This window comes from Microbacterium sp. LMI12-1-1.1, assembly GCF_040676455.1.
Lineage (GTDB): Bacteria > Actinomycetota > Actinomycetes > Actinomycetales > Microbacteriaceae > Microbacterium.
In genome coordinates this window covers 732,694-755,111 of record NZ_JBEGIA010000016.1, presented here as the reverse complement: position 1 = coordinate 755,111, position 22,418 = coordinate 732,694, and the positions used below count along the sequence as shown (strand labels likewise).

Genomic DNA, 22,418 nt, shown 5'->3' with positions numbered 1-22,418 from the left:
CACCGCACTCCGTCGAAAGGTGTTCTGCATGGCGAACGACGTTCCGCTCGGCCTTGCCGACCAGTCGCTGTCCGTCAAGATCTATGAGGAGCTGCGCGAGCGGATCATCGAGGGCACGCTCGCCGCGGGCGAGCGCATCCGTGAGCGGGAGCTCGCGGCGGAGTTCAACGTCTCCCGCATCCCCATCCGCGAGGCGATGCCGAGGCTGGAGGCCGAGGGATTCATCAAGACCCTGCCGCGCCGGGGCGCCGTGGTGACAGAGATGACGCTCAACGACGTCGAGGAGCTGTTCGTGGTGCGCTCGAGCCTCGAGGTGCTCGCCGCCAAGCTCGCGGCACAGGCGTGCGCGGCCGGCGCCTCGTCGGACGAGCTCTTCGCGCGACTGGCGAGAGCGGAGGCAGCACTGGATGCCGGTGGCGACCGGGACATCGCCGCCGCCAACTCCGCGCTCCACGAGGAGATCCTCGACCTGTCGGGGAACTCGCTGCTCATCGGGCTGATGGGGCCGATCAACGGCCGGGTCCGCAGGCTCTTCCGGCTGGAGGCCGAGCGGGACCAGCGCGTGCTCTGCGCGGAGCATCGCGAGATGTGCCACGCGATCGCCGACGGCAACGTCGAATGGGCGGGAGCGCTGGCGTACGCGCACGTCGAGCACAGCAGGGTCGACTCGCTGCGACTCATGCGGCAGCGCCTCGAGCACTGACGACCTCACTTGGCCTACCAAGCGGATCGAAACATGCAGTTTACGTAGCGCCTGATCGAGCGAAACACGGGAATGGAATCTTGTATACCAAGTTCCTCCTCCTCCCGAAGGGTCCTCGGTGCCACGCTCGCTCCTCCTCCTCGACGGCTCGCTGCCGGACGGCTCACGCGCCGACCTGACGATCACCGACGGGTGCATCGCCTCGGTGTCGCCGGCATCCGCGGTGACGATCGAAGCACCCGGGGTGTCGTCGCGGCGATTCGCCGCCGCGCTGCAGGAAGGCAGCGCGAGCGAGCTCCCGGCCATCGATCTCGAGGGACGCCTCGTGCTGCCGGCGCTGGTGAACGGCCACGCGCACCTCGACAAGACATTCGCCGGCTCGCCCTGGCAGCCGCACCGCCCCGGCTCCACCGTCCGTGAGCGGGTCGCCGCCGAACGCGCCATCCGCGACGAGCTCAGCGCCTCGGTCACCGAGCGGGCGTCCGCGCTCGCCGCCGCGATGATCGGATTCGGCACGGGCACCGTCCGCACGCACGTCGACATCGACACCGCGATCGGCCTGTCGTCGCTCGACGCGCTCCTCGAGCTGCGCGGCGAGCTGCGCGAGGTCCTGGGCGTGCAGATCGTCGCCTTCCCGCAGAGCGGCATCCTCGCCTCGCCCGGCGTCGGGCGGCTCCTCGCCGAGGCCCTTGCGGCCGGCGCAGACGTCATCGGCGGGCTCGACCCGGCCGGCTTCGACGACGACGCGGAACGCCACCTCGGGATCGTGTTCGCGCTGGCGGCCGACCACGGCGTCGGTGTCGACATCCATCTGCACGATCTGGGCGAGAGCGCCGTCCGCCAGTACGCGCTCATCGCCGCGAAGACACGCGAGATCGGGCTGCACGGGCGCGTCACCGTGAGCCACGCCTACGGGCTGGGCTCGATCTCGACCGAGGCGGCCCGGCGCGTCGGAGCGGAGTTCGCCGACGCAGGCGTCGCCATCATGACCAACGGCCCCGCGGGCCCCATGCCTCCCGTGCTGGCCCTGCGCGAGGAAGGCGCCGTCGTCTTCTCGGGCTCCGACAACATCCGTGACGCGTGGTGGCCGTTCGGCGACGGCGACATGCTCTCGGTGGCCCGCCAGGTCGCCTACCAGTCGAACTTCCGCACCGACGGCGAGCTGGCCGTCGCGCTCGACATGGTCACCGGCGCCGCCGCCCAGGCGCTCGGCGTCGGTCCGTACGGCGTGATGCCGGGCGCCCCCGCCGACCTTCTCGTGCTCGACAGCCCTTCGCCGGCAGCCGCAGTCGCCGCGAACCCGAGCGACCGTCTCGTGCTGCACGGCGGCCGCGTGGTCGCCGCCCAGACCTCCGCCTCCCACAGACTCGCGCCCCGCACTCTCGGCGCGTTGGCCGCCCGGCCGTGATCCACCCGTTCCTGCAGCACCCGACCCTGAACCCGGAGTGAACATGAGAACCACCAGGACCCGCCTCGCCACCGCCCTCATCGCCACGCTCGCCGTCGGCGCGCTCACCACCGCCTGCGCCGGCGGCTCGAGCACCGCGCCGACCACGGCCGCCCGCGACGAGACGGTCATCATCGGCACCGGAGCGACGCCCCAGACGCTGGACCCGGTCCTCGCCTCGGACGTGCAGACCGACTTCACCGTCGGCGGCGCCTATGACAAGCTCATCGACTACGACGAGGACGGCGCGATCGTGCCGATGCTCGCGACCGAGTGGGTCTACAACGACGACGCGACCGCCGTCACCATCACCCTCCGCGACGACGCGACCTTCCACAGCGGAAACCCGGTCACCGCAGCCGACGTCGTGTACACGCTCGACCGCATCCAGGCTCTCGGCGTGGGCGTCGCCTCGTTCCTCTCGTCGTACGCCTCGAGCACGGCCGTCGACGACACGACCGTCGAGATCGCGCTGTCGGGCACCAACACGACGTTCGTGGGCGCGCTGAGCAAGGTCTACATCCTGGACTCGGCACTCGTGTCGGAGCACGAGGGCGACGACCACGCCCAGGCCTGGCTCGCGACGAACGACGCCGGCTCCGGGCCGTATGTCATCACCGACTACACCGCGAACCAGCAGGCGACGCTGGAGCGCTACGAGGACTCGTGGCGCTTCGACGAGGCGCGGCCCGCGAGCCTCGTCTACCGCTACATCACCGAGAGCTCGACCCTGCGCGACGAGCTGAAGTCCGGTGGGGTGGATGTCGCCACCGGCATCGTCGGCACCGACCTCGACGCGCTCGCCTCGGCCGACGGGCTGGAGGCGCTGGAGCTGCCGAGCCCGCTGCAGCTGTTCGTCATGATGAACACGCAGGAGGGCATCACCGCCGACCCGCGGGTGCGTGAGGCGGTCAAGCTCGCCTACGACTACGAGGGGCACATCGCCTCGATCCTGAGTGGTCGCGGGTCGGTCGCCTCGGGCCTGGTCTCTCCGATCGTGGCCTGCCGTGTCGACACCGGCCCCACGGAACAGGATGTCGACGAGGCCAAGGCCCTGCTCGAGGAGGCGGGCGCGGTCGGCGCGACCGTCACGATGGCCTACCAGGCGCAGATCCCCGAGCACCAGAAGGCCGCCACGCTCCTGCAGTCGAACCTCAAGGACATCGGGCTGACGCTGGAGCTGCAGACGGTGACCTACCCCGAGTACGTCGCGATGATCGAGTCTCCCGAGACGACGCCGGACCTCGGCCTGCTCTGGGACTTCCCCTACTACCCCGAGATCGGACCGATGCTCTTCCGGGTCTACGACTCGCAGTTCATCGGGCAGACGAACTACGCGCTCTACTCGAACCCCGAGGTGGACGCGCTGCTGGAGGAGGGCATCGCGACCGTCGACCCGGACGCCGCCTGCGATCTCTTCACGCAGGCGCAGGAGCAGATCCTCGTCGACGACGTCAGCCTCAACATCTCCAACCCGGCCACCACGATCATGCTCCGCGACGGGGTGGGCGGCATCAGCTACTCGCCGACGTACCAGCTGTTCGACCCGACGATGCTCGTCGTCACCGAATGACGCCGCGGTGGCCCCGCCCGACGGCGGGGCCACCGTCCACCCCTGACCGACCCGAAACGAGGAGGCCCGAATGGCGAGCTACATCGCCAAGCGGCTGGGGCTCGCGCTCCTGAGCGTGTGGGGCATCATCACCATCGTCTTCTTCATGACGAAGCTGATCCCCGGCGACGCGGCGCGCGTCGCCGCAGGACGCACCGCCACCGCCGAGCAGATCGCGCAGGCCCGCGAACGCCTCGGCCTCGATCTGCCGGTGATCGAGCAGTACCTGGTGTTCCTGGGCCGGGCGCTGCGCGGCGACCTGGGACAGTCCGCGTCGACCCACCAGAGCGTGGTGAGCGACCTGTCGGCGACCGTCCCGACGACGCTGCAGCTGGTCGTGGTCACCATGATCCTGACCGTGATCGTCGCCGTGCCGCTCGGCGCCGTGTCGGCCGCGCTCCGCGACCGCGCCCCCGACGTGTCGGCGCGCATCCTGTTCGTCCTGGCGGGCGGCGTGCCCGTGTTCTGGCTGGCCATCCTCTTCCAGTGGGGCTTCGCGTCCACCCTGGGGTGGTTCCCCATCTCGGGCGCCAACTCCTTCGGGATGGCGCCGCCTCCCGTGACCGGGTTCACCCTCGTCGACTCGCTGCTCGCCGGCAGCCCGCCGATGTTCGCCGACTCGCTGTCGCACCTGATCCTCCCGGCCCTGGCGCTGAGCGCTCCATTCATGTCCACGATCGCCCGCAACGTGCGCTCGAACATGATCGGCGCCCTCGACTCGGACTACGTCTCGTTCGCCGTCTCGAAGGGGGCGGGGCCGTACCGCGTGGTGCTGCACCACGGGTTGCGCTCGACCATGGGGTCGACGCTGACGCTGCTCGGCATGCAGTTCGGCTGGATGATGGGCGCCGCCCTGCTCGTGGAGAGCGTGTTCGCGCTGCCCGGCATCGGGACCTACCTCAATCAGGCCGTCCTCAATCAGGACACCTTCGCCGTGCTGGGCTGCGTCCTGGTCATCGGCGTCGTCTTCACCGTCGCGAGCCTCATCGTCGACGTCGTGCAGATCTGGACCGACCCGCGCGTGCGCGCGTCGCATCTGACGGGAGCCCGCGCATGACGCTGACCACCGATCCGCCCGGACTCGACGAGGAGAGCACCTCGTCCGACGACCCGCGTCCTCGCCCGCCTCGCACGGCGGAGTGGCTCACGCCCGCCGGCCTCGGCGGCGGGATCTCGAAGGGGCTGCGAGGTCTGTTCGGGACGCACGCCGGAGCGCTGGACCGCATCGCCATCGTCGTCTCGGCGGCCCTCGTGGTCGTCGCGATCATCGGCCCGCTGCTCGCTCCCTACGACCCGTACCTCGCCATGCCGTCCGACGCGCTGCTGCCGCCGAGCGCCGCGCACTGGATGGGAACCGACGACGCCGGCCGCGACGTGCTCTCGCGGCTGCTCGCCGGTGCCGGCATGACGCTGCTCGCGGCGATCGCCGTCGTCGCGCTGTCCACGCTCGTCGGCGTGGTCATCGCCTGCGCGGCGGTGCTGTCGCCCCGCGGTGTCGACGCCACCATCATGCGGATCTGCGACATGTTCATGGCGCTGCCGTCGATGGTGCTCGCGCTCGGCATCGCCGCCGCTCTCGGCCCGTCGCTCGGCTCGGTCGTGCTGGCCATGGTCATCGCGATGTGGCCCGGTACGACCCGCCTGGTCCGCGGCATCCTGCGGGTGTCCATGAACTCGGCGTACGTCGAGTCGGCGAGGGTGAACGGCATCCGCCGCATCCCGACCCTCGTCCGCCACGTGCTGCCCAACTCGATGGATTCGGTCTACGTCCAGGCGAGCATGGAGATCTCCGGCGCCGTCGTCCTCATGGCGGGCCTCGCGTTCCTCGGCGTCGGCGCGCCCCCGCCCAGCGCCGACTGGGGAGCCATGGTCGCGCAGGGCCGCGAGTACATCACCACCGCGTGGTGGGTCACCACGTTCCCGGGACTGGCCATCACCGTCGCGGCGATCGCCTTCGGGCTGCTGGGCGATGCCCTTCGTGTCCGTCTCGACCCGAGCCTGCGGAGGAAGCGATGACCGACGCCCCCGTCCTGAAGATCACCGATCTCACGGTGCGCGTGCCCGCGGCGACCCGCACCGACTCCGGCCACGGCGACCTCACGCTGGTCGACAGGGTCAGCCTGACGATCGCGCGCGGCGAGCGCGTCGCGCTCGTCGGCGAGTCCGGTTCGGGCAAGTCCATGACCGCGAAGGCCGTGCTGCGGCTGGACCCCACCGTCGAGCTGTCCGGCTCGGTGCGCGTGGCCGGTCAAGAAGTGGTGGGTGCGCCCGAGCGCCGGCTGCGGCAGCTGCGCGGATCGACCGTCTCCATGGTGTTCCAGGACCCCATGACCGCGCTCAACCCCGTCCTCACCATCGGCGACCAGGTCGCCGAGCCGCTCGTGATCCGGGGCGTCGGCCGCCGGGCGGCGCGACGCCAGGCCGTCGAGATGCTCGATCGGCTGGGTGTGCCCTCCGCGGCCACGCGCCTCGACGCGTACCCCCACGAGTTCTCCGGCGGCATGCGCCAGCGGGTCGTGATGGCGGCGGCGCTGATCGCCGGACCGCAGCTGCTCATCGCCGACGAGCCGACCACGGCGCTGGACGTGCGCGTGCAGGAGCAGGTGCTCGACCTGCTCGAGGAGCAGTCCCGCGAACTCGGCCTCGCTGTGCTGCTGATCACCCACGACCTGGCGATCGTCGCGGGCCTCGCCCATCGCGTCGCGGTGATGCGTCACGGCCGCATCGTCGAGGACCGCCCGGTCGACGACCTGTTCCGGGCGCCCGAGCACGCCTACACGCGCGGGCTGCTGGCATCCATTCCGAGTGTCGACGCGGATCCGCTCGTGAGGCTGCAGACCGTCGAGGACGTGATGCGAGCGGATGCCGCGGCATCCGTCCCGCCCGCACCGGTGAGCGACACCACCCTCGAGGAGGCACGGCGATGAACACCCTGACGACCGATGGCGTCGACCTGCGGGTCGAAGACCTCGTCAAGCGCTTCGGGCGAGGCTCGCGGGAGTTCACCGCCGTGGACCACGTCTCGTTCCACCTGGGCGCGGGGGAGACGCTGGGGCTGGTGGGCGAATCGGGGTCGGGCAAGTCGACCACGGTCCGCTGTCTGATGGGACTGGAGCGGCCGCAGGCCGGATCTCTGGTCTACAACGGCCTCAACCTGCGTCGCATGACCTATCGCGCCGAGCGCGTGTTCCGCTCTCAGGTGCAGATGGTGTTCCAGGACCCGTACTCGAGCCTGGATCCCCGCATGACGATCGGGCAGATCGTGTCGGAGCCGCTCCGTGTGCACACCGACCTCGACGCCGCCGGCCGCCGCGCCCGCACCACCGAGATGCTCGAGCGCGTCGGCCTGGACCCGGCACACGTCAAGCGGTACCCACGCAGCTTCTCGGGCGGTCAGCGGCAGCGCATCGCGATCGCGCGGGCGCTGGTCGTGAGGCCCCGCGTCCTCGTGTGCGACGAGCCCGTCTCGGCGCTCGACGTGTCGGTGCAGGCGCAGGTGCTCAACCTCATCAAGGACATGCAGGCCGAGTTCGGCCTGTCCGTGCTGTTCATCGCGCACGACCTCGCCGTCGTCCGCTACCTGTGCGACCGCCTCGTGATCCTCGAGAAGGGCCGCGTCGTCGAGCAGGGGACGCGCGAGCAGGTCTACGAGCACCCCACCCACCCCTACACGCGGTCGCTGCTGGAGGCCGTGCCGCGGGCGGATCCCGCCACCGAGCGGCAGCGACGCGAGAACCGCCGCCGAGCAGCAGCCGCCCTCACCCCGCACACCGACAAGGAGATCGCCGCATGACCCGCGTGGGAACCGACGTCAAGTTCACCGACGGCAGGAGCGGATGGGGCGACCCCCTCCAGACTCTGCGCGCCGTCGCCGCCATGGGACTCGAAGGCGTCAACGTGCGCACCCTCGACGAGATCGCACCGACCCTCGATCCGGGGTTCCTGCGCGACTTCGCGCAGCTCGCGGACGAGCTCGACCTCTACGTCGAGATGGGGGTCGGCAAGGTCAACCCGTACATGACCGCCGAGCTGCCGCGCGTGCGCGACCTCGGGGAGGGGAGCTACCTCGCGGGCATGGAGCGGATGATCCGCACGTGCGCCGAGTTCGGCTGGACCGAGACCTGGACGGCCGTCGGCGGCTACAAGCCGTACCCCGGCATCTTCTTCACCGACCGGTTCCGCACCGACGCCGACTGGGCCGATCAGCTGGCGGCGACGGAGCGATTCCTGCAGCGGCTGGCGCCGGTGCTGCGCGAGACCGGTGTGCGCCTCAATCTCGAGACGCACGAGGAGATCACGACGTTCGAACTGCTGCGGCTCATCGACGCGGTCGGCGAGGACGTGCTCGGTGTGTGCCTCGATCCTGCCAACCTCGCGGTGCGCGCCGAGGTGCCGCTCGAGGGGATCGCCCGCATCGCGCCCCACGTGCGCACGACCCAGCTCCGCGACGCGGCGCTCTGGCGCACCGAGGAGGGGCTGTCGCGCTTCATCGCCCCCTGCGGGGAGGGTGTCATCGACTGGGATGCCGCGCTCGATCTCGTCCTCGCGGAGAACCCGTCGATCAACCTCACGATCGAGCCGATCGGCGTCGTCCGCGCCGAGATGAAGCTGCACGTGGCCGACCCGACGTGGCGGGCGGGGCATCCCGATCTCACCGACGAAGCGCTGCAGAGCCTCGATGCGCTGGCTGTCGCCTACGAGGCGCGCGTCGCCGCCGGCGACGCCGAGTCGCTCGCGCAGCTGCGGGCGCTCCGGCCCGACAGCGAGCTCGAGCGGTTCCTGCTGCGCTGCGCCGCCCACCTGCGCGCGACCCTCGCCGCACGCACGACCCCCGCCACGCCCGCGGCAGCAGCGCATTCCGCCGCCGTCCCCGTGCCGACCCGATGACCGAAGGAGCCACCATGACCCTCACCCATGCCACCGCCGCGCTCTCCGAACTGGCCGGCGCCGTATCGTGCGAGGTCGTCTATCCCGACCACGCCGACTACGACCTGCTCCGCCGCGTCTGGAACGCCGACATCGACCGGCTTCCCGCCGCCATCGTGCGCTGCCGCGATGCGCAGGACGTCTCGGACGCCCTGCGCTGGTGCGTCGGCAACGGGGTGCCCCTCACCGTGCGCGGCGGCGGCCACAACCTCGCCGGCACCGCGGTCTCCGACGGCGCGGTGCTCATCGACACGGCGCTGCTGGACGGGGTGGCGTTCGACCTCGAGGCGGGCACGGTGACGGTCGGAGCCGGATGCCGGTGGGGCGACGTCGACCGCGCCGCCCAGCCGTACGACCTCGCCGTTCCCGCCGGTGTCGTCTCGCACACCGGTGTCGCCGGGCTCACGCTCGGCGGCGGCTTCGGCTACCTCGCGCGGATGCACGGCGCTACCGTCGACCACGTCGTCGAGATCGAGGTGGTCGTCGCAGACGGCCGCATCCTGACCGCGAACGCCGACGAGAACCCCGACCTGTTCTGGGCGCTCAAGGGTGCCGGCCACAACTTCGGGATCGCGACGCGGTTCACCTTCCGCACGGTTCCGCTCCCGGGACTGGCGACGGTGCGCCAGGCGCTCTTCCCGGCATCCGACCGCACCGCCATCATGCGGCATTTCCGTGAGTGGGGTCTCGACGCGCCCGGCAACATCGGCACCTACCTGCGGCTGCTCCGCGCTCCCGAGTACTGGTCGCAGATCCCCGCCGAGCATCGCGGGCAGCCGATCCTGTCTCTGGCGACCGTGTTCTACGGCGATCCGGCCGACGAGCCCGCGGCCACAGCGGGGATGTTCGCGCTCGGCACGCCGATCTACGAGAGCCTGCGCACGATGCCGCACGTGACGCTGCAGCACGCGACAGACGACGAGTTCCGCTACGGCATCTCGCACTACTGGAAGCACCTGTTCCTGCAGGACTTCTCGGACGCCGCGATCGACACCGTGATCGAGATGAGCGACGCCTACACCGGTCGCGCCCTCAACTCGAGCGCGCACATCGCCCACCAGGTGATGTGCCCCTTCGAGATCATCGCCGGCCGACGCACGCCGCGGGACTCGTCGAACGACTCGACGGCCGGCGTCGGCGCCCCGTTCGGCGCCAACATCGGGGCGGACTGGGAGTACCCCGGCGAGAAGGCGCCGCTCGTCGCATGGGCAAAGCGGTTCGACGAGGCGTTGGCGCCCTACAAGGCCGGGACGTACATCAACTTCACCTCGGTCGCCGGCGATGAGGCAGTCGCGAGGGCCGTGTACGGCGGCAAGTACGAGCGTCTCGTGGCGGTGAAGCGCGCCTATGATCCGGCGAACGTCTTCTCGCGCGGCCTGGTCGACCTGAGCCCGGCCGCGGGGGAGCTCGCATGATGCGCCGCGTCGGCACCGACACCAGCAAGTTCCCGGGTGCCGCCGATCTCGGTGCCATCGGCACCCTCGAGCAGATCGCCGCCCTCGGACTCGAAGGCGCTTTCTTCCGCTCGGCGTTCGCGCTGAGCCCGACGCTCGACGCGGGCGAGCTGTCGGAGGTGACGGATGCCGCCGCCGACCTCGGACTGTACCTCGAGGTCGGTGTCGCGAAGGTCAACCCGTTCGCGACGCCGGAGGCCCCCGAGATCCGCCGCCTGGGCGAGGGGGACTACCTGCTCGGCATGGAGCGGATCATCCGCGCCATGACCGCGGCGGGCATCACCGAGCTGTGGACCGCGACCGCGAACTACCAGTTCCGCATCCGGGGTCTGTACGCCTGCGACCGGTTCCGGACGGACGTGGACTGGGCCGATCAGCTCGCCGCGACGGCCAAGGTGCTCGACCGGCTCGCACCGCTGCTGCGCGAGACCGGGGCCCACCTCAACATCGAGACTCACGAGGAGATCAGCTCGTTCGAGGTGGTGCGCCTGGTCGAGACGGCGGGCCCGGACGCCTTCGGCATCACGTTCGACACCGCGAACGTGCTGGTGCGCGGCGAGGACCCCGTGGCCGCGGCGCGCCGCGTGGCGCCCTACACGCGCTCGACGCACGTGCGAGACGTCGCCCTCCACCGCACCGACGACGGCATCGGCCGCTTCCTCGCCCCGGTGGGCAGGGGCGTCATCGATTGGGAGGCGCTCCTCGGCGAGCTGGACCGAGGCGGCGCGACGGCCAACCTGTCGATCGAGGGCGTCATCGGGATGAACGCCGAGATGCCGCTCTACGTCGACGATCCGCGCTGGTGGGCGGGGCATCCCGATCTCACGGCCGACGAGTTCGCCGTCGTCGAGGGGCTCACCGGCCGCTACGAGGAACGTGCCCGGGCGGGCACGGCTCCCGGACTCGATCGCCTGCGCGCTCCCGTCGACTCCGACGAGGCGCTCGCCTTCATCACCGAGAGCGCGGCGGCGCTGCGCGCCGCGCTCGCCGCCCGCATCCCGACATCCACCGCGGCCTGAGCCGCATCCGACCATCTCCGAGGAGCGAACATGACCCTGACCATCGTCCCCAACTCCGTCGCCGCCGACAGCGACTACTTCCCCACGCTGAGCCTCGCCGAACGCGATCGCCGCTGGGCGAACGTGCGTGCGTTCCTGTCCGAGCAGGGCATCGACGCACTCGTGATCTTCGGCCAGGGGCGCAATGCCAACGACTCGTACCTGACCAACGAGGAATCGCACGCGACGGTGCTCTTCACCCCCACCGAGGAGCCGCTCATGCTGGTCGGCGACGTGCCGCTCAACCGCTACGACGGCGCGGGCGCGCGCTACGAGCGCTGGACCGACAGCTGGCTGCACGGCAACCCGATCGCCAACCTCACCGCGGTGCTCAAGGAGCGGTCGCTGGACGCCGCCACGATCGGCGTCGTGGGGCTCACCAGCCGCGCGGTCGGACAGTGGAACGGCGTCATCCCGTTCCGCACGTGGACGAACGTCCTGGGGGCGCTCCCCAAGGTCACCTGGGTGGACGTGGCCGACGCGTTCGAGACGCTCACGCAGTTCAAGAGCGCCGAGGAGCGGGAGATGATCCGCAAGGCCGCCGCCATCGGCGAGGCCGCCTGCGCCGCCTACGTCGAAGCCACCCGGGTCGGCGTGCGGGAGAGCGTCGTCACGGCCGCGGCCATCAACGCCATCGTCGCGGGCGGCGGATGGATGCGCGCTCCCTTCATCCTGGAGCGCGCCGGCTCGCATCGCTTCGGCTGGGGGCAGCCGGAGTGGTTCGGCATGGGCGGCGCCCCGTACGTCCTCGAGGCGGGCGACAGCATCGCGTCCGAGATCTTCGCGTACTACGGCGGGTTCGAGTCGCAGCAGCAGATCGACGTCGTCCTCGGCGAGCCGGACCGCCTGCTGCGCGAGCTCGAGGACGTGTGCCTGGAGTCGTACCACGCCGGCATCGCGGCGCTGCGTCCCGGCATCCGCTTCGCAGAGCTGGCCGAGATCATGGACGAGCCGCTCAAGCGCTCGAAGACGTGGAACACCGGGCCGATGGTGCAGACGGTGTCGGGTGTGCTGTACAACTCCGCGACGCGCATCGACCCGAGCGTCGACCCGGCGCTCGCGCACCTGCCCAAGCTGCCGTCGGGTGTGGCGCTGGACGGCGACTTCGAGATCGGCGAGGGCGTCGCGTTCGCCTTCGAGCCGAACGCCCTCCGTGACGGCAAGCGCGTCTGCATCGGCGGCACCGTCATGCTGACCGACCGCGGCATCGAGGAGCTCAACGCCATCCCCAACCGTCTCGTGGTGGTCGACGCATGAGCGCCGTCCTCCCTTCGGCCGAGGCGGCCGCGGCCAGCGGCTCCCTGCGCGTCGGGCCCGCGATGCTCGCACCGGGCGCGGCGACCGGCCCGCTCGCCGGCACGGTCACCGTCACCAAGGATCTCTTCGACGTCGCCGGCCAGCGCATCGCCGCGGGGAACCCCGACTGGCTCGCCGATGCGGAGGTCGCGACGAGCAGCGCGGCCGCGGTGCAGCGCTGGGTCGACGCCGGCGCGAGCGTGGTCGGCATCTCGCACAGCGACGAGCTCGCCTTCAGCCTGTCGGGCACCAATGTGCACTACGGCACCCCGCGCAACCCGCACGACCCGGACCGCATCCCCGGCGGCTCGTCGAGCGGCTCGGCGGCCGCGGTCGCCGCGGGGCTGGTCGACTACGCCCTGGCGACCGACACCGGCGGCTCGACCCGCGTGCCCGCCTCGTACTGCGGCATCTTCGGCATCCGCACGACGCACGGCCGCGTGCCCACCGCGGGCCTGGTGCCGCTCGTGCCGCGGTTCGACACCGTGGGGGTGCTCGCCGCCACCGGAGAGGATCTCGAGCGTGCGTCGCGGGTGCTGCTGGGCGCCGCACCCGTGCCCGAGGCCGCGCCCGCGGTGCCGCGCATCGTGCTCGCGCAGGACGTGCTGGCTCTCGCCGACCCCGATACGGCCGACGCCGTCGCTGCGGCCGTCGAACGGCTCGCGGAGCACCTGGGGGCGGAGCGCACCGTCGTCGACATCGCCGGGCCCGAGACCCTGGGCCGCTGGCGCGCGGCGTTCATGGCGCGTCAGCTCCCCGAGATCTGGCGCACCCACGGCGAATGGGTCACGGCGCGCGAGCCGTCCTTCGGCCCGGGCATCACCGCGCGCATGAACGACGCCCGCAACGCCCCGACCGACGGGATGCATCTCGCCGACGAGGCGCGCGACGAGATCCTCGCGCGACTCGCGGAGATCCTTCCGGAGGGTGCGGTCCTCGCGTTCGCGGCGGCATCCGGTCCGGCCCCTCTCATCGAGCTGGATGCCGCGGCGAAGGGATCGCTCCGCGGCCGGACCATCGCCATGACGTGCATCGCAGGACTGGCGGGTCTGCCCGCCGTGTCGCTGCCGCTCGCCGAGGTCGACGGGCTTCCGGTCGGCGTCTGCCTCGTCGGCCGCCCGGGCGACGACGAGCTGCTGCTGGCGGCCGCGCGCTCCGCCGATGCGCTGACCGGGGTGCGCGTGTCGAGCGCGGTGCCCGCAGCGACGGCATGAGCGCCGACGCGCGCACCGGCGCACTCGTGCTGTCGCGCGCGTCGGTGCGCGACGCGGACGGGCTCGTCGACCTCCTGCTGGAGGACGGTCGCATCACCGGCATCGCGCCGGTGGGTGAGGGCATGCTCCCGACGTCCGCCGAGATCGTGGACGTCGGCGGGCGCGTCGTCGCGCCGGCGTTCTCGGAGCCCCACCTCCATCTCGACAAGGCGCTGCTCGGCGGCCCGTCCAACGGCGGGGCGCTGGATGCGGCGATCGCCTACACCGCCGAACGCAAGCGCGACTTCACCCACGCGGATGTCGAGGCGCGGGCCGAGCGCGTGCTGGCGGCGGCGCTGCGAGCGGGGACCACTGCGATCCGGGCGCAGACCGAGGTCGATCCGACCGTCGGCCTCCTCGGCGTGGAGGTCATGCACGACCTCGCCGCGCGGCACCGTGACTGGCTCGACCTGCAGATCGCCGTGTTCCCGCAGGAGGGCATCCGTTCCCGCCCCGGGACCCTCGAGCTCATGCGGGAGGCACTGCGGCTGCCGGGCACAGTCGTCGGCGGCTGCCCGTACACCGAGGCCGATGTGGCGGACGCGCGGGCGCATGTCGACACCGTGCTCGACCTCGCGGTCGAGTTCGGGACCCTCGCCGACCTTCACCTCGACCTCGCAGACGACGCGACCGACGAGCGCTTCGCGCTCGCCGAGTACGTGGCACAGGCTTCGGCGGCCCGGGGGCTGCACGGGAGGGTCGCGATCGGTCACGTCACGACGCTCGGTGCGCTCGAGCCCGACCGTCGCGCGCGTACGCTCGATGCTCTGGCCGGCGCCGGCGTCGCCGTGGTGGTGCTTCCGGCCACCGACCTCTACCTCGTCGGCCGCAACGATCGGAGGTCGGTGCGCCGTGGTGTCGCGCCGATCGGCGAGCTGTGGCGCCAAGGCGTTCGCACCGCGGTGTCGTCCAACAACATCCGCAACGCCTTCACCCCGACGGGGACCGCGGATCCGCTCGACATGGCGCTGCTCCTCGGGCGCGTGAGCTTCGCCTCGGATCCGGCCGACTTCGCCGCCCTCCACCGTGCCGTGACCACGGATGCCGCAGGAGTCATGGGATCGGAGCGGGCACGCGGCCTGGCCGTCGGCGCGCCCGCCGAGCTCGTGGTGCTCGACGCGCACGATGCGGAGTCCGTGGTCGTCGACCAGCCCGCGCGCCGGCTCGTCATCGCACGGGGGCGCATCGTCTACAGCGCGGCGGTGTCGGAGCAGTTCCACGGGACGGCCGCCGATCACTTCGGCGGCGAGGTGGCGGTAGGTCTCGGTCGCACGCGGCGAGCGGAGCACGCCCACCGCTTCTGATTCCGTAAAGTGCGCCGCCACCTCGCGAGTGCCGGGGGTTCACTGTTCGCTGTCGTCGAACAAAGGTTGCCGACCACATATATCGCGCTATCGTCATTCATGTTGCCGACCACATGAATGAAGGAGACGGTCATGAAAGCTCAGGTCATCACTCGGTTCGGAGATCCCGAGGTGTTCGAATACGGCGAGGTGGACTCGCCCGCCGCCGGACCCGGACAGGTTCTCGTGCGTGTCGCTGTGGCCGCCGTGAACCCGCTCGATGCGAAGATCCGCGCCGGCGCGCTGGCGTCGATGCTCCCCATCGACTTCCCCGCGGTGCTCGGCAACGAGATCGCCGGTGTCGTCGAGGCAGTCGGTGACGGCGTGCCGGACTTTTCGGCGGGGGAGCGTGTCGTCGGATTCGCACCCTCCGGCGGATATGCCGAGCTCGTCGTGACGACGCCGGATCGGCTCGTCCGCGTGCCCGACACGCTGCCGCTCACGCAGGCGGCGACGCTTCCCACCGCCGCCGAGACGGCGCAGCGGGCGCTGGCGCTCCTGGACGTGCAGCCGGGTGAGACCGTCGTGGTCAACGCGGCCGCCGGATCCGTCGGAAGCGCCGTCGTGCAGCTGCTCGTCGCCGCAGGCGCGCGGGTCATCGGCACGGCCTCCGAGACAAACCACGACTACCTGCGCGCGTTGGGCGCGACCCCGGTCCGGTATGGCGAACACCTGCTCGCCGACCTCGATCAGGCCGCACCCGACGGGGTGGATGCCGCCTTCGACGCCGGTGGTCGCGGGTTCGCCGAGCAGATGCTGGCGCTGGTCGATCCGTCGCGGATCGTCACGATCGTCGACTTCGCGGCCGCGGCGAAGGGCGTCCGGATCGCCGCCGGCGACCCGTTCGCGCTGAACGCTCGCTCGCTCCCGCCCGTGCTCGACCTCGCGGCGGCCGGGCGGTTCGCCACCGAGATCGCCGCGGTGGTGCCCTTCGACGGCGTCGCCGAGGCGCATCGTCGCAGCGAACGCGGCCATCTGCGCGGCAAGCTGCTCGTGCGGGTCGCCGACATCCCGGGGGCGCACGCATGAGCGCCCTGTGGGAGCCCCTCACGGTCGGCCGGATGCGGCTGCCGCACCGCCTCGCACTGGCGCCCATGACGCGCAGTCGAGCGCTTCCCGACGGCACGCCGGGCCCGCTTGCCGCCGAGTACTACGCCCAGCGCGCCTCGCTGGGACTGCTCATCACCGAGGGGGTGCAGCCGTCCGATGACGGCCAGGGCTACCTGAACACACCCGGCATCTCCCGGCCCGCGCACGTGGACGGGTGGCGGACGATCGCCGACGCCGTGCATGCCCGCGGGGGTCATCTGGTGCTGCAGCTCATGCACGTCGGCCGGATGTCGCATCCCGACAACACACCGCACCACCGGCAGCCGCTCGCGCCGTCGGCAATCGCGGCCGGCGTCGAGATGTTCACGCCCAGCGGGCGACGGCCGGCGCCGCCGCCGCGCGCGATGACGAGCGATGACATCCGCCGTACGGTGGCCGAGTTCCGCGACGCAGCCGGCAAGGCGGTGGAGGCCGGCGCCGACGGCGTCGAGATCCACGGGGCCAACGGGTACCTGCTGCACCAGTTCCTGTCGCCCAACGCCAACCTGCGCACCGACGGCTACGGCGGCTCGATCCCCGCTCGCTCGCGCTTCGCGATCGAGGTCGCCGCCGCCGTCGCCGACGAGATCGGCGCCGACAGGGTCGGCATCCGGATCTCGCCCGGGCTGCTCATCGGAGGCATCGACGAGGGACCAGATGCCGCAGACCAGTATCGGCACCTCGTCGGTGAGCTGGCCCCGCTCGGCCTCGCCTACCTGCACGTCGTGCAGTCGTCGGATGAGGCGCTCCTCCGGGACCTGCGTGCGCTGTGGCCGGGTGCCCTCCTCGTCCTGCGCGCGGGCCGACCCCTCGAGTCGGTCGCAGACGACATCGACGCCGGCGCCGCCGATGTCGTGCCGGTCGCGCGATGGGCGCTGGCGAACCCGGACCTCGTCGATCGGATCCGCGCGGGTGCGCCGCTCAACGACGCCGACCCCGTGACGTTCTACGGTGGAGGTGCCGCCGGCTACACCGACTACCCGGCGCTCGCGAGCATCTCGACCTGACGAGGAACCATGGCCGCCCAGCCCACGACGCCCGACCCCGACGAGCACCGGTCCGTGCTCGCCGACGTCGCGCCCGTGAGCTGGGCGGTCATGCAGCTCGCTCACACCCAACGCGCCCTGGCCGCACAGCGCCTCGCCACGCTCGGACTCTTCCCCGGGCAGGAGCTCGTGCTGGCGCACCTCTGGACCGTCGACGGCCGCTCGCAGAAGGAGCTGCGCTGCCTGCTCGGCCTGGACCACTCCACGATCGCCAAGTCGGTGCAGCGCCTGGAGAAGGCCGGCCTCGTCCGCCGGGAGCGCTCAGCCGTCGATGGCCGCGTGACCCTGGTGCTGCTGACCGACGCGGGCCGCGCCCTGCAGGAGCCGGTGCGCCGGATCTGGGAGGACCTCGAGACCCGCTGGGCGGATCTCGCGCCGGAGGACGCCGACCGGCTCACGTCCCTCGCGCGTTCCCTCCGCGCCTCGACCGCCGACTGACACCCCGGACCCAGGCACCGTGCCACGCGACCGCCGCGAACGCTAAGGTGCGTGAGTGAGCACGCGGGTGGATCTGAAGCGCGCGCTGCGCCGGGGAACCGGCCGGCGGCTGCGGCTGCATCCGGCCCAGGCCGTCGTGACCGGCTTCGGGATCGCCGTCGCGGTGGGCACGGTGCTGCTGATGCTTCCCATCTCGAAGGCGGGAGCCGGCGGGGCGACATTCGTCGAGGCGCTCTTCACCGCGACGAGCGCGGTCTGCGTCACCGGCCTCACCGTCGTGGATACGCCCACGTTCTGGACGCCGTTCGGCCAGGTGGTGATCCTGGGCCTGATCCAGCTCGGCGGTCTCGGCATCATGATCTTCGCGTCGCTGATCGGGCTGGTACTCGCCCGCAAGCTCTCGGTGCGGGCCCGGCTCAACACCGCCGCCGAGGCGAAGGTGGTCGGATTCGACGACGTGCGAGGGCTGGTCCGCGGCATCGTGCTGACCTCCCTCGTCATCGAGGCCGTCACCTTCGCCATCCTCTTCGTGCGATTCCTCACCGGCTACGGGTACGGCGTCGGCCAAGCCGCCTGGCACGGCTTGTTCCACGCCGTCTCGGCGTTCAACAACGCCGGCTTCGCGCTGTACAGCGACAATCTGATCGGATTCGCCCAGGATCCGGTGGTCTGCCTGCCGATCTGCGCGGCGATCATCCTGGGCGGACTGGGGTTCCCCGTCCTCCTGCAGCTGCGCAAGGAGTTCCGCCGGCCCCTGCACTGGTCCATGAACACCAAGCTGGTGCTCTGGGCCACGGTTGTGCTGCTCGTCGGGGGAACCGCGTACATCACCGTCCTCGAGTGGAACAACCCCGACACCCTGGGCTCCATGAATCCTTGGGGGCGCCTCCTTGCGGGCTTCTTCCAGTCGGTTCAGACCCGCACCGCGGGCTTCAACTCGGTCGACATCGGTGCGATGCGCGACGAGACCTGGCTCGGGATGGACGTGCTCATGTTCATCGGAGGCGGACCTGCCGGAACCGCCGGCGGGATCAAGGTGACGACGTTCGCGGTGCTGTTCTTCATCATGATGACCGAGCTGCGCGGCGAAGGCGCCGTCAACATCTTCGGCAAGCGGCTTTCGCGCGCGGTGCACCGTCAGGCGATCACGGTCGTGCTGATCGCCGTTGCAGCCGTCGTCGTCGGCGCCGTCATCCTCATGCTCCTGTCGGGTGAGAATCTCGACCGGGCGATGTTCGAGACGGTGTCGGCGTTCGCTACCGTGGGCCTGTCGACCGGCATCACGGCGAGCCTGTCGCCGGCAGCGCAACTGGTGCTCGTGGTGCTGATGTTCCTCGGGCGGCTGGGCCCGCTGACCCTCGGCTCGGCCATCGCCCTGCGCGAGCGCCGCATCCTGTACGAGCTTCCGAAGGAGAGGCCCGCCATTGGCTAGATTCCCGTTCTTCGGCGGGGACACCTCCCGTCGCATCGCCGAGGCGGACTCGGTCGCCGTCATCGGACTCGGCCGGTTCGGCAGCGCTCTCGCCCTGGAGCTTGTCAGCGGGGGCACGGAAGTGCTCGGCATCGACCTCGACGAGGATCTCGTCCAGTCGTTGAACGGCGAGCTGACCCAGGTCGTCCGCGCCGATTCGACGAAGTACGAGGTGCTCAAGCAGCTGGCCATCGACGAGTTCGACCGGGTCGTCGTCGCGATCGGCGGGGACATCTCGGCATCGATCCTCACGTGCTCCGTGCTGCGCAGCATGGAGATACCGGTCATCTGGGCCAAGGCGGTCGACGACCGCCACGGTCTGATCCTCGAACAGCTCGGCGTGCACCACGTGATCTACCCCGAGAAGGACATGGGGCGCCGTGTCGCCCACCTCGTGCGCGGCGCGGCGCTGGATTTCATCGAGGTCGCGCCCGGCTACGCGCTGGTCAAGTCCCCTGTCCCGTCGACGATCCAGGGCATCCCGCTGGGCGATACGGCGCTGCGCAAGAAGTACGGCGTCACGATCGCCGCCTATCACCATGAAGGCGGGTCATGGACGAACGCCGACAACGCCACGGTGCTGCAGAGCGGCGACACCATCCTTGTGGTGGGCCCGACGAAGGATGCCGAGGGCTTCGCGCAGCTGCGGTGAACGTGAGCGGGCGCTGACGGGCGAGAGCCACCGCAAGTTCGCGCCCCGCGGCCTCAGCCCACGGCGTGCCCGCCCGGCCCGAAGGACGCCGCAAGCGCCTCGAGCGTGACGGTGCGCTCCTTCATCGCGATCCTCCGCAGGAAGGGGGTCGCCAGCCGATACATGCCGTACGTGCGCATCTTCGCGTGATGGTGCACGAGCGTCGTCTCGTCATCGGTCGCCTCGAGCCGATACGCCGGCCAGCCCTCCAGCTTGAACCTGCCCCGCTTCGTCTTGTCCCACCAGTGGTAGACGAGCGTGTGCGGCGGCTGGAACTCCGCGATCTCACCCGGGGTGGGGCCGTACGACGTGTCGTCGAGATAGGTCGTGCCTAGGGCCGGGGCACCGGGCGAGGTCTGCGTGGTGCGTCGCAGCATGCTCCCCTTGTCAGGCATCCACTCGTTGTGCCCCTCGATGTCGGCGAGGCGGGCGAACACCGCGTCGATGCCGGCAGGGACGGTGCGCGTCAGCTCGAACTCGATGACACCCATGCGCTCAGGGTACGACCGGGAGGCCGCCCGTGTACCGGTGACCGTGTGACGGCCGCCCCCCCCGGTCGTTGAGCGGAGGGCGCTCTGGCGCCCGAAGACGAAACGCGTCGGGACTGCGGTCTGCGCCGGACTCGGCGCGTTTCGTCTCGCTCGTTCCTCGCTCGCTCAACGACCGGTGCTTCGACGCCCCGGTCGTTGAGCGGAGGGCGCTCTGGCGCCCGAAGACGAAACGCGTGGGGAGTGCGGTCTGCGCCGGGGTTCGGCGCGTTTCGTCTCGCTCGTTCCTCGCTCGCTCAACGACCGGTGCTTCGACCCCCGGTCGTTGAGCGGAGGGCGCTCTGGCGCCCGAAGACGAAACGCGTCGGGATCGCCGTCTGCGCCGGGTTCGGCGCGTTTCGTCTCGCTCGTTCCTCGCTCGCTCAACGACCGGGGGTAAAGGAACCGGTGCTTCGACGCGGGCCTGAGCCGACGTGCGTCGCCGAGAACGCTCATCGGGCGCCGAGGAATTTCACCGATCCGGCCCTCGCACCCCCGGGGCAGTCCTACCCTCTCGTCATGACACCATCGCCTTCCGGAATCGCGACGGCCGGGCAGTTGCGCGCATCGGGTCACACCTATCGGCCGGTGCGGATCGAACTGCGCGAGAACCTCCTCGACGCACTCGCGAACGGTCGCGACCCGTGGCCCGGCATCCACGGCTTCGACACGACCGTGATCCCGCAGCTCGAGCGCGCCCTCCTGGCCGGCCACGACATCGTGCTGCTGGGCGAGCGCGGGCAGGGCAAGACGCGACTGCTGCGCAGCCTCGTGGGGCTGCTCGACGAGTGGTCTCCGGTCATCGAGGGGTCGGAGCTCGGTGAGCATCCGTTCCACCCGATCACCCCGGCATCCGTCCGCCGAGCCGGCGAACGGGGTGATGACCTTCCCGTCGCGTGGCGCCACCGCAGCGAGCGGTACGCCGAGAAGCTCGCCACCCCCGACACGTCGGTGGCCGACCTCATCGGCGACGTCGACCCGATCAAGGTGGCGGAGGGTCGCTCGCTCGGCGACCCCGAGACGATCCACTACGGGCTCGTGCCGCGCAGCAACGGCGGCATCGTCGCGATCAACGAGCTGCCCGACCTCGCCGAGCGCATCCAGGTGTCGCTGCTCAACGTCATGGAGGAGCGCGACATCCAGATCCGCGGGTACGTGCTGCGCCTCGACCTCGACGTGCTCGTGGTCGCCACCGCGAATCCCGAGGACTACACGAATCGCGGCCGGATCATCACGCCGCTGCAGGACCGCTTCGGCGCCGAGATCCGCACCCACTACCCGCAGACGATCGACGAGGAGATCGCCGTCATCCGCCAGGAGGCCGACCTGGTCGCCGAAGTGCCCGCCCACCTCCTCGAGGTGCTCGCGCGATTCACCCGCAACCTGCGGGAGTCGGATGCCGTCGACCAGCGCGCCGGGGTATCGGCGAGGTTCGCGATCGCCGGTGCCGAGACGATCGCCGCGGCGGCCCTGCATCGCGCGACGCGGCAGCGAGAGGAGGTCGCCGTCGCCCGCCCCGTGGACCTCGAGACCGCCGTCGATGTGCTCGGCGGCAAGATCGAGTTCGAGACGGGGGAGGAGGGGCGGGAGCGCGCGATCCTCGAGCATCTGCTGCGCACCGCGGTCGCCGAGACCGCCCGGGCGCACCTCCGCGGGCTCGACGCCCGCGTGCTCGCCGATGCCCTCCACGACGGCGCGACCGTCATGACCGGCGAACAGGTGACAGCGGCCGACGTCCTCGCGGCGATGCCGGTGCTCGGCGAGTCCGACCTGTACGACCAGGTGGCCCAGCGACTCGAGGCCGTGACGCCGGGGGAGCGCGCCGGTGCGCTCGAACTGCTCCTCGAGTCGCTCTACCTCGAGAAGCGCATCGGCAAGGACAGCGCGGACGGGGAGACCGTCTATGGATGAGCACTGCCGGTCGTTGAGCGAGCGAGGTACGAGCGAGACGAAACGCCTCGTACCCGACGCGTTTCGTCTGCGGGCGCCAGAGCGCCCTCCGCTCAACGACCGGGAGGCGAAGTGCCGGTTCCTTGCCCGCCGGTCGTTGAGCGAGCGAGGTAC

Annotated in this window: 20 protein-coding genes; 19 read left to right on the top strand and 1 reads right to left on the bottom strand. The window is 71.1% G+C overall.

The window, feature by feature from the left end; genetic code table 11:
* Positions 1-28: 28 nt before the first annotated feature.
* The 18 genes from MRBLMI12_RS21440 (at position 29) to MRBLMI12_RS21355 (ending at position 19,788) form a co-directional block, all read left to right on the top strand.
* A complete protein-coding gene (locus MRBLMI12_RS21440) occupies positions 29-703 on the top strand; it encodes a GntR family transcriptional regulator (protein WP_363358197.1) in 675 nt (224 codons plus the stop codon).
* Between the two features lie 118 nt (positions 704-821).
* A complete protein-coding gene (locus MRBLMI12_RS21435) occupies positions 822-2,111 on the top strand; it encodes an amidohydrolase (RefSeq protein ID WP_363358195.1) in 1,290 nt (429 codons plus the stop codon).
* 43 nt (positions 2,112-2,154) lie between these two features.
* Positions 2,155-3,723, top strand: a complete 1,569-nt coding sequence (locus MRBLMI12_RS21430; protein ID WP_363358193.1) for an ABC transporter substrate-binding protein — start codon at positions 2,155-2,157, stop codon at positions 3,721-3,723.
* A gap of 70 nt (positions 3,724-3,793) precedes the next feature.
* Positions 3,794-4,819 carry an ABC transporter permease gene (locus MRBLMI12_RS21425; RefSeq protein ID WP_363358192.1) on the top strand — a complete coding sequence of 342 codons (1,026 nt, stop codon included), beginning with the start codon at positions 3,794-3,796 and terminating at the stop codon, positions 4,817-4,819.
* Positions 4,816-5,778, top strand: coding sequence for an ABC transporter permease (locus MRBLMI12_RS21420; RefSeq protein WP_363358191.1), 963 nt, complete (start codon positions 4,816-4,818; stop codon positions 5,776-5,778). The genes MRBLMI12_RS21425 and MRBLMI12_RS21420 overlap by 4 nt, the downstream gene beginning before the upstream one ends.
* Positions 5,775-6,689, top strand: a complete 915-nt coding sequence (locus MRBLMI12_RS21415; protein WP_363358190.1) for an ABC transporter ATP-binding protein — start codon at positions 5,775-5,777, stop codon at positions 6,687-6,689. Before MRBLMI12_RS21420 ends, MRBLMI12_RS21415 begins: the two co-directional genes overlap by 4 nt.
* A complete protein-coding gene (locus MRBLMI12_RS21410; protein ID WP_363358189.1) occupies positions 6,686-7,555 on the top strand; it encodes an ATP-binding cassette domain-containing protein in 870 nt (289 codons plus the stop codon). Before MRBLMI12_RS21415 ends, MRBLMI12_RS21410 begins: the two co-directional genes overlap by 4 nt.
* The gene (locus tag MRBLMI12_RS21405; protein ID WP_363358188.1) at positions 7,552-8,649 is read left to right on the top strand and encodes a sugar phosphate isomerase/epimerase family protein; all 1,098 of its coding nucleotides are present in this window, start codon (positions 7,552-7,554) and stop codon (positions 8,647-8,649) included. The genes MRBLMI12_RS21410 and MRBLMI12_RS21405 overlap by 4 nt, the downstream gene beginning before the upstream one ends.
* A 14-nt stretch (positions 8,650-8,663) precedes the next feature.
* On the top strand, positions 8,664-10,103 hold the full coding sequence (locus MRBLMI12_RS21400) for an FAD-binding oxidoreductase (protein WP_363358187.1): 1,440 nt from the start codon (positions 8,664-8,666) through the stop codon (positions 10,101-10,103).
* Entirely contained in the window at positions 10,100-11,161 is a 1,062-nt protein-coding gene (locus tag MRBLMI12_RS21395) for a sugar phosphate isomerase/epimerase family protein (RefSeq protein ID WP_363358186.1), read from the top strand. Before MRBLMI12_RS21400 ends, MRBLMI12_RS21395 begins: the two co-directional genes overlap by 4 nt.
* 30 nt (positions 11,162-11,191) lie before the next feature.
* Complete coding sequence (locus MRBLMI12_RS21390; RefSeq protein ID WP_363358185.1) at positions 11,192-12,457, top strand: M24 family metallopeptidase; 1,266 nt, start codon at positions 11,192-11,194, stop codon at positions 12,455-12,457.
* Entirely contained in the window at positions 12,454-13,710 is a 1,257-nt protein-coding gene (locus tag MRBLMI12_RS21385; RefSeq protein ID WP_363358184.1) for an amidase, read from the top strand. Before MRBLMI12_RS21390 ends, MRBLMI12_RS21385 begins: the two co-directional genes overlap by 4 nt.
* Positions 13,707-15,053, top strand: coding sequence for an amidohydrolase family protein (locus tag MRBLMI12_RS21380; protein WP_363358183.1), 1,347 nt, complete (start codon positions 13,707-13,709; stop codon positions 15,051-15,053). The genes MRBLMI12_RS21385 and MRBLMI12_RS21380 overlap by 4 nt, the downstream gene beginning before the upstream one ends.
* A gap of 132 nt (positions 15,054-15,185) precedes the next feature.
* On the top strand, positions 15,186-16,121 hold the full coding sequence (locus tag MRBLMI12_RS21375; RefSeq protein WP_363358182.1) for an NADP-dependent oxidoreductase: 936 nt from the start codon (positions 15,186-15,188) through the stop codon (positions 16,119-16,121).
* A complete protein-coding gene (locus MRBLMI12_RS21370) occupies positions 16,118-17,188 on the top strand; it encodes an alkene reductase (protein ID WP_363358181.1) in 1,071 nt (356 codons plus the stop codon). Before MRBLMI12_RS21375 ends, MRBLMI12_RS21370 begins: the two co-directional genes overlap by 4 nt.
* A 9-nt stretch (positions 17,189-17,197) precedes the next feature.
* A complete protein-coding gene (locus MRBLMI12_RS21365) occupies positions 17,198-17,665 on the top strand; it encodes a MarR family winged helix-turn-helix transcriptional regulator (protein WP_363358180.1) in 468 nt (155 codons plus the stop codon).
* Positions 17,666-17,720: 55 nt separating this feature from the next.
* A complete protein-coding gene (locus MRBLMI12_RS21360; protein ID WP_363358179.1) occupies positions 17,721-19,097 on the top strand; it encodes a TrkH family potassium uptake protein in 1,377 nt (458 codons plus the stop codon).
* Complete coding sequence (locus MRBLMI12_RS21355; protein ID WP_363358178.1) at positions 19,090-19,788, top strand: potassium channel family protein; 699 nt, start codon at positions 19,090-19,092, stop codon at positions 19,786-19,788. Before MRBLMI12_RS21360 ends, MRBLMI12_RS21355 begins: the two co-directional genes overlap by 8 nt.
* Positions 19,789-19,841: 53 nt before the next feature.
* Here the strand turns inward: MRBLMI12_RS21355 and MRBLMI12_RS21350 are convergent, their stop codons facing one another.
* The gene (locus tag MRBLMI12_RS21350; protein WP_363358177.1) at positions 19,842-20,318 is read right to left on the bottom strand and encodes an SRPBCC family protein; all 477 of its coding nucleotides are present in this window, start codon (positions 20,316-20,318) and stop codon (positions 19,842-19,844) included.
* 555 nt (positions 20,319-20,873) lie between these two features.
* Here MRBLMI12_RS21350 and MRBLMI12_RS21345 point away from each other — a divergent pair.
* Positions 20,874-22,265, top strand: a complete 1,392-nt coding sequence (locus tag MRBLMI12_RS21345; protein WP_363358176.1) for an AAA family ATPase — start codon at positions 20,874-20,876, stop codon at positions 22,263-22,265.
* The last annotated feature ends 153 nt before the right edge of the window (positions 22,266-22,418 follow it).

Bases quoted from the DNA above. Each gene is read 5' to 3' on its own strand.
- MRBLMI12_RS21440 (WP_363358197.1), top strand. From the start codon at position 29: ATGGCGAACGACGTTCCGCTCGGCCTTGCCGACCAGTCGCTGTCCGTC.
- MRBLMI12_RS21430 (WP_363358193.1), top strand. From the start codon at position 2,155: ATGAGAACCACCAGGACCCGCCTCGCCACCGCCCTCATCGCCACGCTC.
- MRBLMI12_RS21425 (WP_363358192.1), top strand. From the start codon at position 3,794: ATGGCGAGCTACATCGCCAAGCGGCTGGGGCTCGCGCTCCTGAGCGTG.
- MRBLMI12_RS21420 (WP_363358191.1), top strand. From the start codon at position 4,816: ATGACGCTGACCACCGATCCGCCCGGACTCGACGAGGAGAGCACCTCG.
- MRBLMI12_RS21415 (WP_363358190.1), top strand. From the start codon at position 5,775: ATGACCGACGCCCCCGTCCTGAAGATCACCGATCTCACGGTGCGCGTG.
- MRBLMI12_RS21410 (WP_363358189.1), top strand. From the start codon at position 6,686: ATGAACACCCTGACGACCGATGGCGTCGACCTGCGGGTCGAAGACCTC.
- MRBLMI12_RS21405 (WP_363358188.1), top strand. From the start codon at position 7,552: ATGACCCGCGTGGGAACCGACGTCAAGTTCACCGACGGCAGGAGCGGA.
- MRBLMI12_RS21400 (WP_363358187.1), top strand. From the start codon at position 8,664: ATGACCCTCACCCATGCCACCGCCGCGCTCTCCGAACTGGCCGGCGCC.
- MRBLMI12_RS21395 (WP_363358186.1), top strand. From the start codon at position 10,100: ATGATGCGCCGCGTCGGCACCGACACCAGCAAGTTCCCGGGTGCCGCC.
- MRBLMI12_RS21390 (WP_363358185.1), top strand. From the start codon at position 11,192: ATGACCCTGACCATCGTCCCCAACTCCGTCGCCGCCGACAGCGACTAC.
- MRBLMI12_RS21385 (WP_363358184.1), top strand. From the start codon at position 12,454: ATGAGCGCCGTCCTCCCTTCGGCCGAGGCGGCCGCGGCCAGCGGCTCC.
- MRBLMI12_RS21380 (WP_363358183.1), top strand. From the start codon at position 13,707: ATGAGCGCCGACGCGCGCACCGGCGCACTCGTGCTGTCGCGCGCGTCG.
- MRBLMI12_RS21375 (WP_363358182.1), top strand. From the start codon at position 15,186: ATGAAAGCTCAGGTCATCACTCGGTTCGGAGATCCCGAGGTGTTCGAA.
- MRBLMI12_RS21370 (WP_363358181.1), top strand. From the start codon at position 16,118: ATGAGCGCCCTGTGGGAGCCCCTCACGGTCGGCCGGATGCGGCTGCCG.
- MRBLMI12_RS21365 (WP_363358180.1), top strand. From the start codon at position 17,198: ATGGCCGCCCAGCCCACGACGCCCGACCCCGACGAGCACCGGTCCGTG.
- MRBLMI12_RS21350 (WP_363358177.1), bottom strand. From the start codon at position 20,318: ATGGGTGTCATCGAGTTCGAGCTGACGCGCACCGTCCCTGCCGGCATC.
- MRBLMI12_RS21345 (WP_363358176.1), top strand. From the start codon at position 20,874: ATGACACCATCGCCTTCCGGAATCGCGACGGCCGGGCAGTTGCGCGCA.